The organism is Kitasatospora sp. NPDC008050 (assembly GCF_042957465.1).
GTDB lineage: Bacteria > Actinomycetota > Actinomycetes > Streptomycetales > Streptomycetaceae > Kitasatospora.
The window spans coordinates 64,663-85,488 of record NZ_JBIBIJ010000008.1 but is presented as its reverse complement, the minus strand read 5'-3'; the positions used below and the strand labels follow the sequence as shown (position 1 = coordinate 85,488).

Annotated in this window: 2 protein-coding genes; both read left to right on the top strand. The window is 75.6% G+C overall.

What is annotated here, in order from left to right:
• The first annotated feature begins 387 nt into the window (after positions 1 to 387).
• A complete protein-coding gene (locus tag ACFZB9_RS17780; protein WP_391448119.1) occupies positions 388 to 11,160 on the top strand; it encodes a type I polyketide synthase in 10,773 nt (3,590 codons plus the stop codon).
• 63 nt (positions 11,161 to 11,223) lie between these two features.
• Entirely contained in the window at positions 11,224 to 20,814 is a 9,591-nt protein-coding gene (locus tag ACFZB9_RS17775; protein WP_391448117.1) for a type I polyketide synthase, read from the top strand.
• Positions 20,815 to 20,826: the final 12 nt, after the last annotated feature.

The window sequence follows — 20,826 nt, the reverse complement described above, 5'->3', positions numbered from 1 at the left end:
TGCGCGGCGAGGAGTTCACGCGCATCCTGATACGACGTCATGCGCCGGTGGAAAGGGACACGGAACTGAGGTCACCATGTATAGCATGGGGGAGACTTGGGCAGGTCTGCCGCCATCCGGGACCCCTTGAGTCAGGGGGGCTAGGGGGCGGTTAGGGGATGTCCGCCGCAACGGGCCGCTGCTAGCGTGGCCGAGCAGCAATGGTGTTCCGAGAGTCAGTCGGACATACGGCACCATTCCTTTCCGGGCGGCGGGATCCGGCGGGCGCGCGCTTTTCATCACGAATCAATTGGTGGTCGATCAATTGTCGGTCAGGCCCGATCCGCTCGACGGCGTCCACGGACGCCGACCGGCGACCGGCAGGACCCTCACGGCCGGTTCAGGGGTGTGACGGACAACGTGGAGAACGAAGAGAAGCTCCTCGACTACCTCAAGCGGGCGACCGCCGACCTGCGCGAGACCCGTCGGCGGTTGCGCGAACTGGAGGAGCAGGAGCCCGAGCCGATCGCGATCATCGGCATGGCCTGCCGCTACCCGGGCGGCGTGAGCTCTCCCGAGGACCTGTGGCAGCTCGTGGCGACCGGGACCGATGGCGTCTCGGGCTTCCCCGTCGACCGCGGCTGGGACCTCCTGCCCGCCGATCCCGAGGACACGAGCTACACCCGTGAGGGTGGCTTCCTGCACGACGCCGCCCGGTTCGACCCCGACTTCTTCAACATCTCGCCGCGCGAGGCGCTGGCCATGGACCCGCAGCAGCGGCTGCTGCTGGAGGTCTCCTGGGAGGCCTTCGAGCGGGCCGGCATCGACCTGGACTCGGTGCGCGGCAGCGCGACCGGGGTCTTCGCGGGCGTGATGTACCACGACTACGCCGCCCGCCTCTTCGAGGTTCCCGAGGACGTCGCGGGCTACCTGGGCAACGGCAACGCGGGCAGCGTCGCCTCCGGCCGGGTGGCCTACGCACTGGGCCTGGAGGGCCCCGCCGTCACCGTGGACACCGCCTGCTCCTCCTCGCTGGTCGCGCTGCACTGGGCCGTCCAGGCGCTGCGCGCGGGCGAGTGCACGATGGCGCTGGCCGGCGGCGTCGCCGTGATGTCCACCCCCAACGCCTTCATCGACTTCGCCCGCCAGCGCGGGCTCGCCGCCGACGGCCGCTGCAAGTCCTTCGCCGCGGCGGCCGACGGCACCGGCTGGGGCGAGGGCGTCGGCATGCTGCTGGTCGAGCGGCTCTCGGACGCCCAGCGCAACGGGCACCCCGTGCTCGCCGTGGTGCGCGGCAGCGCGGTCAACCAGGACGGCGCCAGCAGCGGGCTGACCGCCCCCAACGGCCCGGCGCAGCAGCGGGTCATCAAGCAGGCGCTCGCCTCGGCCCGGCTGACGGCCCATCAGATCGACGCGGTGGAGGCCCACGGGACGGGCACCCGGCTCGGCGACCCGATCGAGGCACAGGCCCTGCTGGCCACCTACGGGCAGGACCGGCAACGTCCGCTGCTGCTGGGCTCGTTGAAGTCCAACATCGGCCACACCCAGGCGGCGGCCGGCGTGGGCGGCATCATCAAGATGGTGCAGGCGATGCGGCACGGCGTGCTGCCCAGGACGCTGCACGTGGACGAGCCGACCCCGCACGTCGACTGGTCGGCCGGCGCGGTGGAGCTGCTGACCCAGGCGCGGCCCTGGCCCGAGACCGGGCGGCCGCGCCGGGCGGCGGTGTCCTCGTTCGGCGTCAGCGGGACCAATGCACACGTGGTGATCGAGCAGGGTGTGGTCGAGCCGGCGCCTGACGAGGACGGGCCTGGTGTTGCCTTGCAGCCGACCCGGCCGCTGCCGCTGGTGATCACCGGGCGGGACGAGAGGTCGCTGCGGGCCCAGGCGGCCCGGCTGCTGGAGCACGTGACCGGCCGGGCCGAACTCGGCCCGGCCGAGCTCGGGTTCTCACTCGCCACCTCCCGTACGGCCCTCAAGCGACGGGCCGCGCTGCTGGTCCGGGACCGCGGGGAGGCGCTGGCGGCCCTCGGGGCGCTGGCCGACGGTGAGCCGACCACGGCGCGCTTGGTGCTGGGGACGGCGGGTTCGGCGGGGCGGACGGCGTTCCTCTTTGCGGGGCAGGGGAGTCAGCGGGCCGGGATGGGCGCTGAACTCTCCGAGACCTTCCCGGTGTTCGCGGCGGCGTATGACGCGGTCCGTGCGGAGCTGGACCGGCATCTGGAGGTGCCGCTGAAGGATGCGGGGGCGTTGCTGGACGGGACGGCCTACACGCAGCCGGCGTTGTTCGCGCTGGAGGTGGGGCTGTTCCGGCTCGTCGAGTCGTGGGGTGTGCGGCCGGACTTCCTGGCGGGGCACTCGATCGGTGAGCTGGCGGCCGCGCATGTCGCGGGGGTTCTCTCGCTGGCGGATGCGGCGCGGTTGGTGGTGGCGCGTGGGCGGTTGATGCAGGCGCTGCCCGCTGGTGGGGCGATGGTGGCGGTGCAGGCGGGCGAGGCGGAGGTGCTGCCGCTGCTGGTCGACCGTTCGGATGTCGGTATCGCGGCTGTCAACGGGCCTGCTGCCGTGGTGCTTTCGGGTGCCGAGTCGGCGGTGCTGGAGGTGGCGGAGCAGCTGGGGTGCAAGACCAAGCGGCTGACGGTCAGTCATGCGTTCCATTCGCCGTTGATGGAGCCGATGCTGGCGGAGTTCCGGGCGGTGGCCTCGGAGTTGACGTTCCACGAGTCGCGGATCCCGATCGTCTCGACGCTGGAGCCGGGCGCCGATCTGACCTCGGTCGAGTACTGGGTGCGTCATGTCCGCGAGGCGGTGCGCTTCGCGGATGCGATCGGGGCGTTGGAGGCCGAGGGAGTCCGTAGTTTCCTGGAGCTGGGGCCGGACGGCACGCTGTCCGCACTCGGTCAGGCGTGCGTGACGGCCGAGGAGGAGGCGCTGTTCACGCCCGTGCTGCGCCGCGACCGGGCGGAGGCGGAGACCTTCACCGCGGGCCTGGCGCAGCTGCACGTGCGGGGTGTGAAGCTCGACTGGTCGGCCGTCTTCGCGGGCACCGGCGCCCAGCGCGTCGACCTGCCCACCTACGCCTTCCAGCGCGAGCGCTACTGGCTGGACAGCGGTGCCCTGCCCGTCGGCGACGTGACCGGCTCCGGCCTCGGCGCGATGGAACACCCCTTGTTGGGCGCGGTCGTTGCGCTGCCCGGCGCGGACGGGCTGCTCTGCTTCGGGCGGCTGTCGCTGGAGGCGCAGCCGTGGCTGGCGGACCACACGGTCGCGGGCAGCGTGCTGCTGCCGGGCACCGCGTTCGTGGAGCTGGCGGTGGCGGCCGGGGATCGGGCGGGCTGCGGCCTGCTGGAGGAGCTGACCTTGCAGGCGCCGCTCGTCGTTCCGGCGGCGGGCGGGCTGCAGCTCTGCCTCGCGGTGGGTGAGCCGGACGGCGAGGGGCGGCGTGCGCTTCAGGTGTACTCGCGTCCGGAGCACGACTCCGCCGCCGAAGCCTGGATCCGGCACGCGACCGGTCTGCTGGCGGTCGGCGAGCGGGCGGCGTCGTTCGAGCTGACGCAGTGGCCGCCGGCCGGCGCCGAGGCGGTGCCGGTCGAGGGTCTGTACGACGGCCTCGGGCAGGCCGGGCTGGACTACGGCTCGCGGTTCCGGGGGCTGCGGGCGGCCTGGCGGCGCGGCGGTGAGCTGTTCGCCGAGGTGGCGTTGCCGGAGGAGGCCGCCGCGGAGGCCGGCCTGTTCGGGGTGCACCCCGCGCTGCTGGATGCCTCGCTGCACGCGATCGGACTGGGCGGGCTGCTGGACGAGACGGGTCAGGGGCGGCTGCCGTTCGCCTGGTCGGGTGTCTCGCTCTTCGCCGCCGGTGCGGCCGAGTTGCGGGTGCGGCTCTCGCCGGCCGGCGGGGACGCGGTGTCACTGGCGGTGGCGGATGGCACCGGTGCGCCGGTGGCGTCGATCGAGTCGCTGGTGCTGCGGCCGTTCTCGGCCGAGCAGTTGGCGGGCGCCGGCCGCTCTGAGTCGCTCTTCCGCCCGGAATGGACGGGCGTGGCGCTGTCGTCGGCCGGTCCGCTCGGTGCGGTGGCGGTGCTGGGTGCGGACGGTCTCGGGCTCGCCGGGGCCACGTGCGCCGCGGAGTTGGGCGAGCTGGTCGCGGCGGCGCCGGACACGATCGTGCTGCCCGTCCTGCCGACCGATGCCGAGGATGTGGCCGCGGCCACGCACACGGCTGTCCGTCAGGTGCTGGTGACCGTCCAGGAGTGGCTGGCCGAGGAGGCGTTCGCCGACTCCCGCCTGGTCGTGGTGACCCGGGGCGCGGTGGCCGTCGGCGCAGGCGAAGATGTCACCGACCTGCCGTCGGCCGCCGCGCTCGGTCTGCTGCGGTCGGCGCAGTCGGAGAACCCGGGCCGGATCGTGCTGGTGGACGTCGACGACGCCTCGCTGTCCACGCTCCCGGCCACGGTCGATGCGGGTGAGCCGCAGCTGGCGCTGCGCGCGGGTGCGGCCTTCGTGCCGCGTCTGGCACGGGTGGCGCCCGTCGCCGAGGCGTCGCCACTGGTGCTGGACCCGGAGGGCACGGTCCTGGTGACCGGCGCCACCGGAACGCTGGGCAGGCTCTTCGCCCGCCACCTGGTGACCGAGCACGGTGCGCGCCGCCTGCTGCTGGTCTCCCGGCGTGGTGCGCGGGCCGCGGGTGCGGCCGAACTCGCCGCGGAGCTGCGCGAGTCGGGTGCCGAGGTGACGCTGGCGGCTTGTGATGTGGCCGACCGCGAGGCGCTGGCCGGGCTGCTCGGTTCGCTGGAGCACCCGCTGACGGCCGTGGTGCACACCGCCGGTGTGCTGGACGACGGCATCGTCTCCTCGCTCACCCCCGAGCGGCTGACCACCGTGCTGCGGCCCAAGGTCGACGCGGCCTGGCATCTGCACGAGCTGACGAAGCATCAGAGTCTCGGCGCGTTCCTCGTCTTCTCCTCCGCCGCCGGTGTGTTCGGCGCGGCGGGGCAGGCCAACTATGCCGCCGCGAACGCCTTCCTGGACGCGCTCGCCGAGCACCGGCGCGCTGCCGGTCTGCCGGCCACCTCGCTGGCCTGGGGCCTGTGGGCCGAGGACGGCGGCATGGCCGGGGAGTTGAGCAGCCCGGACACCCAGCGGATGGCCCGCGGCGGGGTGCTGCCGCTCGCCACGGCCGAGGGCCTGGCGCTGTTCGACGCAGCGGCCCGCTCCGGTGGACCGGTCCTGCTGCCGGCCCGGCTCGACCTGGCCGGCCTGCGGTCCCAGGCCGGCCTCGGCCTGCTCCCGCCGCTGCTGCGCGGCCTGGTCCGGGTGCCCACGCGCCGCGCGGCCGTCGGCGTCGGCGCCGCGGCCTCGGCGCTGGGCGCGCAACTCACCGGCCTGCCCCGGGCCGAGCAGGACGCGCTGCTGCTCGACCTGGTGCGCACCCATGCCGCCGCCGTGCTGGGCCACGGCGGCCCGGACGCGGTCGACCCGACCCGCGCCTTCCGCGAGCTGGGCTTCGACTCGCTCAGCGCCCTGGAGCTGCGCAACAGCCTCGCCGCGGTGACCGACCTGCGGCTGCCGGCCACCCTGGTCTTCGACCACCCCAACCCGCAGGCCCTCGCCCGGCTGCTGCACGCCGAACTCGTCGGCGGCGCGGGCCCGGAGTATCGGCCGGACGCCCCCGCCCGGCCCGCCCCGGCCGACGAGGACCCGATCGCCATCGTCGCCATGAGCTGCCGCTTCCCCGGCGGTGTCAGCACGCCCGAGGACCTGTGGCAGTTGGTCGCGGGCGGCCGGGACGCGATCTCCGGCTTCCCCGAGGACCGCGGCTGGGACATCGAGCGTCTCTACCACCCGGACCCGGAGCACCCCGGCACCTCGTACACCCGCCAGGGCGGATTCCTGCACGACGCCGCCGAGTTCGACCCGACCTTCTTCGGCATCAGCCCGCGCGAGGCGCTGGCCACCGACCCGCAGCAGCGGCTGCTCCTGGAGACCTCCTGGGAGGCCTTCGAGCGTGCGGGCATCGACCCGGCCGCCCTGCGCGGCAGCCGGACCGGCGTCTTCGTCGGGGTGATGTACCACGACTACGCAGGCCTCCCGCGGGACGATCCGGCAGGCGGCGAGGGCTACCTGGGCGGCGGCGACACCGGCAGCATCGCCTCGGGCCGGCTCTCCTACACCTTCGGTCTCGAAGGCCCGGCCGTGACGGTCGACACCGCCTGCTCCTCCTCGCTGGTCGCGCTGCACTGGGCGATCCAGGCGCTGCGCAGCGGCGAGTGCACCATGGCGTTGGCCGGCGGCGTCACCGTGATGGCCACCCCCGCGACCTTCGTGGGCTTCAGCCGCCAGCGCGGCCTGTCGCCCGACGGCCGGTGCCGGGCGTTCTCGCACGACGCGGACGGCACCGGCTGGGGCGAGGGCGCGGGCATGCTGCTGGTCGAGCGGCTCTCCGACGCGCGGCGCAACGGGCACCCGGTGCTCGCCGTGGTGCGCGGTGGCGCGGTCAACCAGGACGGCGCGAGCAACGGCCTGACGGCGCCCAACGGCCCGGCCCAGCAGCGGGTGATCCGCCAGGCGCTGGCCAGTGCCGGGCTGACGGCGGACCAGGTGGACGCCGTCGAGGCGCACGGCACGGGCACCTCGCTGGGCGACCCGATCGAGGCGCAGGCGCTGCTGGCCACCTACGGCCGCGAGCACACCGCGGAGCGGCCGCTCTGGCTCGGCTCGGTGAAGTCGAACCTGGGCCACACCCAGGCGGCGGCGGGCGTGGCCGGTGTGATCAAGATGGTGATGGCGATGCGCCACGGCGTGCTGCCCAGGACGCTGCACGTCGGCACGCCGTCCAGCCATGTGGACTGGTCGGTCGGTGCGGTGGCGCTGCTGACCGAGGCGCGGCCGTGGCCCGAGACGGGCCGGCCGCGTCGCGCGGCGGTGTCGTCGTTCGGGATCAGCGGCACCAATGCGCACCTGGTCATCGAGCAGGCCCCGGAGGCGGCCGACGAGGCCTCCGCGCTGCCCGACGCGGCCGGGCGGACGCCGGTGGTGCCGCTCGTGCTGTCGGGCCGGACGCCGCAGGCCCTGCGGGGCCAGGCGGCCCGGCTGCGGGAGCACCTCGCGGCCCGTCCCGAGCAGGCGATCGTGGACGTGGGCTACTCGCTGGCCACCGCTCGGGCGGCGTTCGACCACCGCGCCGCCGTGGTCGCACGCGATCACGCGGAGCTGCTGCACGGTCTCGACCGGCTGGCGAGCGGTGCGGCCGTGGGCGAGACGCTCGGCCCGGTCGGCCGCACGGCCTTCCTGTTCACCGGGCAGGGCAGCCAGCGCGCCGCAATGGGCGCCGAACTCTACGACAGGTACCCGGAGTTCGCGGCGGCCTACGACGCGGTGCGGGCGGAGCTGGACCGCCACCTCGACACCCCGCTGACGGAGGCCGACGAGCTGCTCGACCGGACCGCCTACACCCAGCCCGCGCTCTTCGCGATCGAGGTGGCGCTCTACCGCCTGGTCGAGTCCTGGGGCCTGCGGCCTGACGTCCTGGCCGGGCACTCGATCGGCGAGCTGGCCGCCGCGCATGTCGCGGGCGTGCTCTCGCTGGCGGACGCGGCCCGGCTGGTGGCCGCCCGCGGCCGGCTGATGCAGCAACTGCCCGCAGGTGGCGCGATGGTGGCCGTGCGGGCGGCCGAGGAGCAGGTGCTGCCGCTGCTGGCGGGCCGCGCGGACGTGGGGATCGCCGCCGTCAACGGGCCGTCGTCGGTGGTGATCTCGGGTGCGGAGCAGTCGGTGCTGGAGGTGGCCGAGAAGCTGACCGCCGACGGGTGCAAGACGAAGCGGCTGACCGTCAGCCATGCGTTCCACTCGCCGCTGATGGAGCCGATGCTGGCGGAGTTCCGCGCGCTCGTCGGGGAGTTGACCTTCCATGAGCCGCGGATCCCGATCGTCTCCACGCTCGACCGGTCCGGCGACCTCACGGTGGCCCTGAACTCCGCCGAATACTGGGTGCGCCATGTCCGGGAGGCGGTGCGTTTCGCCGATGCGGTCCAAGCGCTGGAGGCCGAAGGGGTCCGCACCTTCCTGGAGTTGGGCCCGGACGGCACCCTCACCGCGATGGCGCAGGAGTGCCTGGCCGACGAGAGCGCGGTGCTGCTGACCTCGCTGCTGCGCCATGACCGCCCGGAGGCCGAGGCGGTCGCCATGGCACTGGGGCGCCTGCACGTGCGCGGCCTCCCGGTCGACTGGGCGGCCGTCTTCGCGGGCACCCGGGCCCGGCGGGTCGAGCTGCCCACCTACGCCTTCCAGCGCGAGCGCTACTGGCCCCGGCCGCAGTCCGGCTGGGTCGGCGACCTCGCCTCGGCGGGCCTCGGGGCGGCGGAACACCCGCTGCTGGGCGCCTCCTTGGCGCTCGCCGAGGCGGACACCCACGTCCTCACCGGGCGGCTCGCGCTGGACAGCCACCCGTGGCTCGCCGATCACGCCGTCGCCGGCACGGTGCTGCTGCCGGGAGCCGCTCTGGTGGAGCTGGCGATCCGGGCCGGCGACCAGGTCGGCTGCGACCTGCTGGAGGAACTGACGCTCCAGGCACCGCTCGTCCTGCCGGCCAAGGGCGCGGTGCGGCTGCAGCTGACGGTGGGTTCGCCCGACGCCGCCGGCCGGCGCCCGCTGGCGGTCTTCACGCGCCAGGACGGCACGGGCGGCACGGACGGCACGTTCGCCGCCGAGCCGGACCAGCCGTGGACCCGGCACGCGACCGGTCTGCTGGCGGCGGGTGAGCGGGTGGCCTCGTTCGAGCTGACCCAGTGGCCGCCGGCGGGTGCCGAGGAGGTCCCGGTCGACGCGGTCTACCCGGGCTTCGAGGCGGCCGGCTTCGGCTACGGTCCGGTGTTCCGGGGGCTGCGGGCGGCCTGGCGGCGCGATGGTGAGCTGTTCGCCGAGGTGGCGCTGCCGGAGGAGGCCGCCGCGGAGGCGGGCCTGTTCGGCCTGCACCCGGCGCTGCTGGACGCCACCTTGCACGCGATCGGGCTCGGCGGTCTGGTGGCGGAGACGGGCCAGGGACGGCTGCCGTTCTCCTGGTCGGGTGTCTCACTCTTCGCCGCCGGTGCGGCCGAGCTGCGGGTCCGGCTCTCCTCGGTGGGCCCGGACGCGGTCGCGCTGGCGGTGGCCGATGCCGGCGGTGCGCCGGTCGCGTCGATCGACTCGCTGGTGCTGCGGCCCTTCTCGCCCGAGCAGTTGGCGGGCAGCGCCGGCCGCCACGAGGCGCTCTTCCGCCAGGAGTGGGCGCCCGTCGCCCTGCCGCCGGCCGGCTCGCTCGGCGCGGTGGCGGTGCTCGGACAGGACGACCTCGGGTTGGCCGGGGCTGCGTGCTTCGAGGCCGTGTCCTTCGAGGCCGTGTCCTTCGGGGCCGTGTCCTTCGAGGCGGTGTCCTTCGAGGACCTGGCCGAGCTGGGCGGGACGCTGCCCGACACGGTTGTGCTGCCGGTACCGCAGAGCGTCGGGGAGGTGGTCGCGGCCACCCACCGCACCGTCCACCAGGTGCTGGTGACCGTCCAGCAGTGGCTGGCCGAGGAGGCGTTCGCCGACTCCCGGCTGGTCGTGGTGACCCGTGGCGCGGTTGCCGTCACGGCGGGCGAGAGCGTCTGGGACCTGCCCGCGGCCGCCGCGCTCGGTCTGCTGCGGTCGGCGCAGGCGGAGAACCCGGGCCGGATCGTGCTGCTCGACGTCGACGAGGACCCCGCCTCGGCAGCCGCGCTCGCCGCCGCCGTCGAGGCGGACGAACCCCAGCTCGCCCTGCGCGCCGGTGCGGCGCTCGCGCCACGGCTGGCGCAGGTCGGCACCGACGAACCCGGGACGGCCCCGGCCTACGACCCCGCCGGCACCGTCCTGGTGACCGGCGCGACCGGCTCGCTCGGCCGGGCGGTGGCCCGGCACCTGGTGGCACGGCACGGCGTGCGACACCTGCTGCTGGTCTCGCGCCGTGGTGAGGCGGCCGAGGGCGCGGCCGAGTTGGCCGCCGAGCTGACGGAGTTGGGCGCCGTGCCGCGGTTCGCGGCCTGCGACGTCGCGGACCGCGAGGCGCTGGCCGGACTGCTCGGCTCGCTGGAGCACCCGCTGACGGCCGTGGTGCACACCGCCGGTGTGCTGGACGACGGCGTACTCTCCTCGCTCACCCCCGAGCGGCTGGCCACCGTGCTGCGCCCCAAGGTCGACGCGGCCTGGCACCTGCACGAACTGACGAAGGATCAGAACCTCACCGCCTTCGTCCTCTTCTCCTCCGCCGCCGGAATCTTCGGCAACCCCGGTCAGGCCAACTACGCTGCCGCCAACGCCTTCCTGGACGCGCTCGCCCAGCAGCGCCGGGCCGCCGGCCGCCCGGCCGGCGCGCTGGCCTGGGGCCTGTGGGCCGAGGACGGCGGCGGCATGGCAGGGGAGTTGGCCGAGGCCGACGCCCGCCGGATGACCCGCGGCGCGGCGGCCCTGTCGGTCGCCGAGGGCCTGGCGCTGCTCGACACGGCCGTCGGGCTGCCGGACCCGGTGCTGCTGCCGGCCCGGCTGGACCTGCCCGCCCTGCGCGCCCGGGCGGCGGAGTCGGGCCAGGTGCCCGCGCTGCTGCGGGGCCTGATCCGCCGGCCCTCCCGGCGCACGGTCAGCGCCGCCCAGGAGGACCCGGGTACGGCGCTGGTGCGGCAGTTGACCGGACTGGACGCCGGCGAGCAGGAGCGCATCCTGCTGGAGCTGGTGCGCGCCCAGGTCGCGGTGGTGCTCGGCTACGCCACGGCCGCCGCCGTCCAACCCGGTGCCGGCTTCCGGGAGCTGGGCTTCGACTCGCTGACCGCCATCGAGCTGCGCAACCGCCTGGGCGCGGTCACCGGCTTGCGGCTGCCGGCCACCCTGGCCTTCGACCACCCGAGCCCGGCCGAGCTGGCCGGTGCGCTGCGCACCACGCTGCCGCTGGCCGAACAGGCGGCCGGGCCGGGCGTCTTCGCCGAACTGGACCGGCTGGCCGAGGCGTTGGCGACCACCCCCACCGACGAGGAGACCGGGACGCGGGTCACCCTGCGCCTGCAGGCCCTGCTCACGCAGTGGCGGGACTACCTCGGAGCCGACGGCCAGGAGCCGGCCGAGAGCGGCACCGACATCGAATCGGCCACCGACGACGAGCTGTTCGACCTGCTCGACGACGAGCTCGAAACCTCCTGAACCGGGCAACCGGACCCCAGCACGCAGGCGCGACCCCTTTTCCGCAAGGAACGGACGGACACGGTGAACGAGGACAAGCTGCGCGACTACCTCAAGCGCGCCACCACTGATCTGCGCAACGCCCGCCGGCGCCTGCGGGAGCTGGAGGAGCGCGACCAGGAGCCGATCGCGATCGTCGGCATGGCCTGCCGCTACCCGGGCGGGGTGACCACGCCCGAGGAGCTGTGGCGGCTGGTGGCGGACGGCACCGACGCCATCACCGGCTTTCCCACCGACCGCGGCTGGCAGGTCGATGCGCTGCTCGGCGACGACCCGGACCAGCAGGGCACCAGCTACGTCAGCCAGGGCGGTTTCCTGCACGACGCCTGCGAGTTCGACCCGGCGTTCTTCGGCATCTCGCCGCGCGAGGCGCTGGCGATGGACCCGCAGCAGCGGCTGCTGCTGGAGGCGTCCTGGGAGGCCTTCGAGCGGGCCGGCATCGACCCGACCGCGCTCAAGGGCAGCCGGACCGGGATCTTCGCCGGTCTGATGTACCACGAGTACGCCAGCCGGCTCGGCTCGGTGCCCGAGGGCGTCGAGGGCCACCTGGGCACCGGCAGCTTCGGCAGCGTCGCCTCGGGCCGGATCTCCTACACCCTCGGCCTGGAAGGTCCGGCCGTCACCGTCGACACCGCCTGCTCCTCCTCGCTGGTCGCGCTGCACCTGGCCGTGCAGGCGCTGCGCACCGGTGAGTGCACGCTGGCGCTGGCCGGCGGCGTCACCGTGATGGCCACCCCGGGCACCTTCGTGGAGTTCAGCCGCCAGCGCGGCCTGTCCACCGACGGGCGCTGCAAGGCCTTCTCCGCCGATGCGGACGGCACCGGCTGGGGCGAGGGCGTGGGCATGCTGCTGGTCGAGCGGCTCTCGGACGCGCGGCGCAACGGGCATCCGGTGCTGGCGATCGTGCGCGGCTCGGCGATCAACCAGGACGGCGCGAGCAACGGCCTGACGGCGCCCAACGGCCCCTCCCAGCAGCGGGTGATCCGCCAGGCGCTGGCCAGTGCCGCGCTGACGCCGGGCCAGGTGGACGCCGTGGAGGCGCACGGCACCGGCACCACGCTCGGCGACCCGATCGAGGCGCAGGCGCTGCTGGCCACCTACGGCCAGGAGCGGCCGGCGGACCGGCCGCTCTGGCTTGGCTCGTTGAAGTCCAACATCGGCCACACCCAGGCGGCCGCCGGGGTCGGCGGCGTGATCAAGATGGTCATGGCGATGCGGCACGGCGTGCTGCCGCGCACCCTGCACGTCAGCGAGCCGTCCGCGCACGTGGACTGGTCGGCGGGCGCGGTGGAGCTGCTCACCGAGGCGCGGGCGTGGCCGGAGACCGGGCAGCCGCGCCGGGCCGCCGTCTCCTCCTTCGGCTTCAGCGGCACCAACGCCCATGTGATCGTCGAACAGGCGCCGGTGGCCGAGGAGGCGGTCGTTCAGACCGGGGGAGCGGCGATCGGGGCCGCGGTGCTGCCGTGGGTGGTGTCCGGCCGTAGCGCGCAGGCGTTGCGTGGTCAGGCGGCGCGGCTGCGGGCCTTCGCGGCAGCGGAGCCCGCCCCGCAGGCGCTGGGGGTCGGGCTGTCGCTGGCCACCGGCCGGGCGGCGCTGGAGCACCGGGCCGTGGTGCTCGGCGCCGACCTGGCCGGACTCGGCCACGGGCTGGCGACGCTGGCCGCCGGTGGCGTGGCCGCCGACGTGGTCGAGGGCGTGGCGCAGCCCGTCGGCAAGGTGGCGTTCGTCTTTCCCGGGCAGGGCTCGCAGTGGCTCGCGATGGGCGCGGGCCTCTGGGAGGAGTCGCCGGTCTTCCGGGCGGCGATCGAGGAGTGCGAGAGCGCCCTCGCGCCGTTCACCGACTGGTCGTTGACCGAGGTACTGCTCGGGCAGGCCCTGGGCCGCGCCGGTGCCGAGTGGCCGGACCGGGTCGAGATCGTGCAGCCGGTGCTGTGGGCCGTCATGGTCGCGCTCGCCGAGGTCTGGCGGGCCGCCGGGGTCGAGCCCGCGCTGCTGGTGGGCCACTCGCAGGGCGAGATCGCGGCCGCGGTGGTGGCCGGCGCCCTGTCGCTGGACGACGGCGCCAAGGTCGTCGCGCTGCGCAGCAAGGCGATCGCCGCCGGCCTCGAAGGCCGGGGCGGCATGGTCTCGGTGGCGCTGCCGGTGGCCGAGGTGCGCGAGCGGCTGGCCGCCTGGGGCGAGCAGCGGATCTCGGTGGCCGCCGTCAACGGCCCGGCCTCGGTGGTCGTCGCCGGTGAGCCCGCGGCGCTGGCGGAGCTGCTCGCCGCCTGCGAGGCGGACGGGGTCCGGGCCCGCCGGGTGCAGGTCAGCTATGCCTCGCACTCGGCGCAGGTCGAGACGATCCGCGCGGAGCTGCTCACCGCCCTGGCGGGCATCGAGCCGCGGGCCGGCAAGGTGCCGCTGCTGTCCACGGTGACCGGTGAACTGGTGGACGGCTCGGGCCTGGACGCCGCGTACTGGTACACCAACCTGCGCGAGACCGTCCGTTTCGCGGACGCCGCTCGCACCCTGGTGCGCGACCACGGGGTCGGCGGCTTCGTCGAGGTCAGCCCGCACCCCGTGCTGCTGACCGGACTTCAGGAGTGCCTGGAGGAGGCCGAGGCCGCGGCGGTGACCGTGGGCACGCTGCGCCGGGGCGAGGGCGGTGCCCGCCGGGTGCTGGCCTCCCTCGCCGAGGCGTGGGTGCGCGGCATCGCGGTCGACTGGACGGCCGCCGTCTTCGCGGGCACCAGCACCAGCATCGGCACCGGCGCCGAGCCGACCGACCTGCCCACCTACGCCTTCCAGCGCAGCCGCTACTGGCTGGACGCGCCGACCGCGGCCGCCGAGGAGCGCGATAGCGCCCTGGACCCGGTGGAGGCCGAGTTCTGGGCGGCCGTCGAGAACGAGGACCTGGCGACCCTGGCCGGCTCGCTCGACCTGGGCGCGGACGCCCCGCTGAGCGCCGTGCTGCCGGCGCTCTCCTCCTGGCGGCGGCAGCGCCGCGAGCAGTCGGTCGTCGACGGCTGGCGCTACCGGGTCGCCTGGCGGCCGCTGGCCGAGCTGCCCGCACCGGTGCTCTCCGGCGGCTGGCTGCTCGTCCTGCCCGAGGCGCTGACGGCCGACGCCTGGGCGGTCGGCGCCGCCCGGGCGCTCGCCGAGCGCGGGGCCGAGGTCACCACGCTGGTGCTGGGCACGGCCGACCTGGAGCGCACGGTGCTGGCCGGGCTGTTGCGCCGCGAGCTGCCCGAGGGCGGCACGCCCGCCGGGGTGCTGTCGCTGCTCGGGCTCGACGGGACCCGCTGCCCCGACCACCCCTCGGTGCCGGTCGGCCTGGCGGGCTCGGTCGCCCTGCTCCAGGCCCTGGCGGACGCCGGTCTGGAGACCCCGGTGTGGACCGCGACCCGGGGCGCGGTGGCGGTGGACCGTGGCGAGCGGCTCAGCTGCCCCGCGCAGGCGCTGGTCTGGGGGCTGGGCCGGGTCGCCGCGCTGGAGGACGCGCCGCGCTGGGGCGGTCTGCTCGACCTCCCCGAGGCGGTGGACCAGCCTGCCCTGGACCGCCTGGTGGGCGTGCTGGCCGGCACCGGTGGCGAGGACCAGGTCGCCCTGCGGCCCGGTGGCGTCTTCGTCCGCCGACTGCTGCACGCGCCGGCCGGCCCGGCGCCGGCCGAGGGCTGGCGGCCGGGCGGCACGGTGCTGGTGACCGGCGGCACCGGCGCGCTCGGTGCGCACGTCGCCCGCTGGCTGGCCCGCGGTGGCGCCGAGCACCTGCTGCTCACCAGCCGTCGCGGCCCCGACGCCGAGGGTGCCGCCGAGCTGCGCGAGGAACTCACCGCGCTCGGCGCCCGGGTGACGATCGCCTCCTGCGACGTGTCGGACCGTGCGGCGCTGGCCGAGCTGCTGGCCGCCGTCCCGGCCGAGCAGCCGCTGACCGCCGTCCTGCACACCGCCGCCGTCCTGGACGACGCGGTGATCCAGGCGCTGACCACCGATCAGCTGGAGCGGGTGCTCCGGGTCAAGGTCGACTCCGCCCTGCACCTGCACGAGCTGACCCGCGAGCTCGACCTGTCCGCCTTCGTGCTCTTCTCCTCCTTCGCCGCCACCTTCGGCGCCCCGGGCCAGGGCAACTACGCGCCCGGCAACGCCTTCCTGGACGCGCTGGCCGAGCAGCGCCACGCCGACGGCCTGCCCGCCACCTCGGTGGCCTGGGGGCCGTGGGGCGAGGGCGGCATGGCGGCCGAGGGCGGCCTGGGTGACCGGATGCGCCGCCACGGCATCCTGCCGATGGCGCCCGAGCCGGCCACGGCCGCCCTCCAGCAGGCGCTGGACCAGGGCGACCACGTGCTGACCGTGACCGACATCGACTGGCAGCGCTTCGCCCTCGCCTTCACCTCGGGCCGGGTCCGCCCGCTGCTCTTCGAGGTGCCCGAGGCCGTGCGGGCGCTGGAGCGCACCGGAGGCGGCGCCGAGCAGGGGACGGGCGCCGAGGGCGGGCTGGCCGCCCGGCTCGCCGGTGTGCCGGCGGCCGAGCGGGACCGGATCCTGCTGGACCTGGTCACCTCCCATGTCGCGGCCGCGCTCGGCTACCCGGGCCCGGAGGCGGTGAACACCGCCAGGGCGTTCAAGGAGCTGGGCTTCGACTCGCTGACCGCCGTGGAGCTGCGCAACCGGCTCGGCGCGGCCGCCGGGGTCAAGCTCCCCGCCACGCTGATCTACGACCACCCCAACACCCTCGCGCTGGTCCGCCACCTCGCCGAGGAGCTCTCCGGCACGGTGAACTCGGCCGCGGCCCCGGTCGTGGTCCGCCCGGCCGCGGACGACGAGCCGATCGCGATCGTCGGCATGAGCTGCCGCTTCCCCGGCGGCGTTGCCTCGCCCGAGGACCTGTGGCAGCTGCTGGTCGACGGCGGTGACGCGTTGTCGGCGTTCCCCGCCGACCGCGGCTGGGACCTCGACACCGGCACCTCCTACCTCCGGGAGGGCGGGTTCCTGGACGACGCCAGCCAGTTCGACGCCGGCTTCTTCGGCATCTCGCCGCGCGAGGCGCTGGCGATGGACCCCCAGCAGCGGCTGCTGCTGGAGACCAGCTGGGAGGCGATCGAGGGGGCCGGGATCGACCCCACGGCGCTGCGCGGCAGCCGGACCGGCGTCTTCGCCGGCACCAACGGCTCGGACTACCTGAGCCTGCTGGCGGGTGCGGCCGAGTCCTCCGAGGGCCATGTCGCCACCGGTACGGCGGCCAGTGTGGTCTCGGGCCGGGTCTCCTACCTGTTCGGCCTCGAAGGGCCGGCGCTGACCGTGGACACCGCCTGTTCGGCCTCGCTGGTGGCCCTGCACCTGGCGGTGCGGGCGCTGCGCGGCGGCGAGTGCGAGCTGGCGCTGGCCGGTGGCGTGACCGTGATGTCCACCCCGGGCACCTTCGTCGAGTTCAGCAAGCAGCAGGGCCTGGCCTCCGACGGGCGGTGCAAGCCGTTCTCGGCTGCCGCCGACGGCTTCACCCCCTCCGAGGGCGTGGGCATGCTGCTGGTGGAGCGGCTCTCGGACGCGCGGCGCAACGGGCATCCGGTGCTGGCGATCGTGCGCGGCTCGGCGATCAACCAGGACGGCGCGAGCAACGGCCTGACGGCGCCCAACGGCCCGTCCCAGCAGCGGGTGATCCGCCAGGCCCTGGCGAACGCGGGACTGACGGCCGACCAGGTGGACGCGGTCGAGGCGCACGGCACCGGCACCTCGCTGGGCGACCCGATCGAGGCACAGGCGCTGCTGGCCACCTACGGCCAGGGCCGGCCCGCGGAGCGGCCGCTCTGGCTGGGCTCGGTGAAGTCCAACATCGGCCACGCCCAGGCGGCGGCCGGCCTGGCCGGAGTGATCAAGATGGTGCTGGCGATGCGGCACGGCGTGCTGCCGGCCAGCATCCACCTGACCGAGCCCACCGCGCAGGTGGACTGGTCGGCGGGCGCGGTGGAGTTGCTGACCGAGGCGCGCGCATGGCCGCGGAGCGAGCAGCCGCGCCGGGCGGGGGTCTCCTCCTTCGGGTTCAGCGGCACCAATGCGCACGTCATCATCGAGCAGGCGCCGGTGGCCGAGGAGGCGGTCGTTCAGACCGGGGGAGCGGCGATCGGGGCCGCGGTGCTGCCATGGGTGGTGTCGGGCCGTAGCGCGCAGGCGTTGCGTGGTCAGGCGGCGCGGCTGCGGGCCTTCGCGGCAGCGGAGCCCGCCCCGCAGGCGCTGGGGGTCGGGCTGTCGCTGGCCACCGGCCGGGCCGCGCTGGAGCACCGGGCCGTCGTGCTCGGCGCCGACCTCGCCGAACTCGACCACGGGCTACGGGCGTTGGCCGCCGGCACGGTCACGGCGGAGGTGGTCGAGGGCGCGACCCGGCCCGTCGGCACGGTGGCGTTCGTCTTTCCCGGGCAGGGCTCGCAGTGGCTCGCGATGGGCGCGGGCCTCTGGGAGGAGTCGCCGGTCTTCCGGGCGGCGATCGAGGAGTGCGAGAGCGCCCTCGCGCCGTTCACCGACTGGTCGTTGACCGAGGTGCTGCTCGGCCGCGCCGGTGAGGCGTGGCTGGAGCGGGTGGACGTGGTGCAGCCGGTGCTGTGGGCCGTGATGGTCTCGCTGGCGGCCCTCTGGCGCGGGGCGGGAGTGGAACCCGACGTGGTGCTCGGCCACTCGCAGGGCGAGATCGCGGCCGCGGTGGTGGCGGGCGCCCTGTCGGTGGCCGACGGCGCCAAGGTCGTCGCGCTGCGCAGCAAGGCGATCGCCGCCGGGCTGGCGGGCCGCGGCGGCATGGTCTCGGTGGCGCTGCCGGTGGCCGAGGTGCGCGAGCGGCTGTCGGAGTGGGGCGAGGCGCGGGTGTCGGTGGCGGCGGTCAACGGGCCGTCCTCGGTGGTGGTGTCGGGTGAACCCGCGGCGCTGGACGAGTTGTTGGCCTCGTGCGAGGCGGACGGGGTCCGGGCGCGCCGGGTCCCGGTGGACTACGCCTCGCACTCGGCGCAAGTGGAGGCGATCCGCGCCGAGCTGCTCACCGCCCTGGCGGGCATCGAGCCGCGCGCCGGGCGGGTGCCGCTGCGCTCCACGGTGACCGGTGAACTGGTGGACGGCTCGGGCCTGGACGCCGCGTACTGGTACACCAACCTGCGCGAGACCGTACGGCTGCAGGAGGCGGTCGAATCGCTGCTGGCCACCGGGTGCGGGACCTTCATCGAGGTCAGCCCGCATCCGGTGCTGGTGATGGCGCTCCAGGAGAGCATCGAGGCGGCGGACCGCGAGGCGGTGGCCTTCGGCACGCTGCGCCGGGGCGAGGGCGGTGCCCGCCGGATGCTGGCCTCCCTCGCCGAGGCGTGGGTGCGCGGCACCGCGGTCGACTGGACGGCCGCCGTCTTCGCCGGCACCGGCGCCGAGCGCACCGAACTGCCGGGCTACGCCTTCCAGCGCCGTCGCTACTGGCCCGAGCCGGCCGGCTTCGAGGCGCCGGCCGCCCAGCCGGGCAACGACCCGGTGGAGACGGCGTTCTGGGAGGTCGTGGAGAACGAGGACCTGACGGCCCTGGCCGACTCGCTCGACCTGGGCGGCGACGCCCCGCTGAGCACGGTGCTGCCCGCGCTCTCCTCCTGGCGGCGGCAGCGCCGCGAGCAGTCGGTCGTCGACGGCTGGCGCTACCGGGTCGCCTGGCGGCCGCTGACCACGCTGCCCGCCGCGCCGGTCCTCGGCGGCACCTGGGCGGTCATCGTGCCCGAAGGGCTCGCGGACCAGGACGCGGTGGCCGACATCGGCCGCGCCCTGGCCCGGCACGGCGCCGAGGTGCGGCTGTTCGAGATCGACGGCGCCGACCTGGAGCGGCAGGCGGTCGGCGAGCGGCTCCGCAAGGAACTGGGCGACGTGGTCGAGCTGACGGGTGTGCTCTCGCTGCTCGCGTTGGACGAGCGGCCGCACCACGAGCACCCCGGGCTGCCGCTCGGTCTGGCCGGCACCGTCGCGCTGGTGCAGGCGCTCGGCGACGCCGCCTTCGAGGCCCCGCTGTGGTGCGCGACCCGGGGCGCGGTGGCGGTCGGCCGCACCGAGCGCCCGGCGGGCCCTGACCAGTCGCTGGTCTGGGGCCTGGGCCGGGTCGCCGCCCTGGAGCAGCCGCAGCGCTGGGGCGGTCTGCTGGACCTGCCCGCAGCGCTCGACCAGCGGGTGCTGGACCGCCTGGTGGGCGTGCTGGCCGGTGCGGGCGGCGAGGATCAGCTCGCCGTGCGGGCGTCGGGGGTGTTCGGACGCCGCCTGGTGCCCGCGCCCCCCGGCCCGGCGCCGGCCGAGGGCTGGCGCCCGGGCGGCACCGTGCTGGTGACCGGCGGCACCGGCGCGCTCGGTGCGCACGTCGCCCGCTGGCTGGCCCGTGGTGGCGCCGAGCACCTGCTGCTCACCAGCCGCCGCGGCCCCGAGGCCGAGGGCGCCGCCGAGCTGCGCGAGGAACTCACCGCCCTCGGCGCCCAGGTCACCATCGCCTCCTGCGACGCGGCCGACCGGGCGGCGCTCGCCGCACTCCTGGCCGCCGTCCCGGCCGAACGGCCGCTCACCGCGGTCTTCCACACCGCGGGCGTGCTGGACGACGGCGTGCTGGACGCGCTGACCCCCGACCGGGTCGCGGGCGTGCTGCGCCCGAAGGTGGACGCCGTGCGCAACCTGCACGAGCTGACCTCGGCCTCGGAGCTGACGGCCTTCGTGCTCTTCTCCGGCATCGCCGGCACCCTGGGCGACCCCGGGCAGGGCAACTACGCCGCCGCCAACGCCTTCCTGGACGCCTTCGCCGAGTACCGCCGGGCCGAGGGCCTGCCCGCCACCTCGGTGGCCTGGGGCCGCTGGGGCGAGGCGGGCATGGCGGCCGACGGCCCGATCGGCGACCGCCTGGACCGGGCCGGGCTGCCCGGCATGCGTCCCAAGGCGGCGATCGCCGCCCTGCAACAGGCCCTGGACCTGGACGAGACCGTGGTCGCGATCGCCGACATCGTCTGGGAGCGCTTCGTGCCCGGCTTCACGGCCGTGCGCGCCTGCGCCCTGCTGGACGAGCTGCCCGGCGCCCGGCGACCGGCCGCCGCCGGCGAGCCCACCGGGGAGGCGGCGCCCACGGACGCGGCGGACCTGCGCCGACGCCTCTCGGGGATGGCGGAGCTGGAGCGCGAACAGGCCGTCCTCGACCTGGTGCGGGCCCACGCGGCGGCGGCGCTCGGTCACCCGACGGTGGACGAGGTGCTCGGCGGCCGGGCGTTCAAGGAGCTCGGACTCGACTCGCTGACCGCCCTGGAGCTGCGCAACCGGCTCGGCGCCGCCACCGGGCTGCGACTGCCGGCGACGCTGGTGTTCGACTTCCCGACCCCGGCCGCGCTGGCCGCCCGGCTGCGGGCGGACCTGCTGCCGGCCGGCGGCGGGCCGACCGGGGCCTCGCTCGCCGACCTCGACCGGCTGGAGGCCGCGCTGGCCGTGGTCGCCGCCGACGAGGACACCCGCGCGGACGTCGCCGCCCGCCTGTCGGCCCTGCTGGCCCGGTGGAGCGGCGAGCCCGGCGAGCGGCAGGCCGAGGAGCAGGTGACCGAGAAGCTCCAGGCGGCCTCGGCCGACGAGCTGTTCGCCTTCATCGACAACGAGTTGGGCATCGCCTGACGGTCCCGCGAC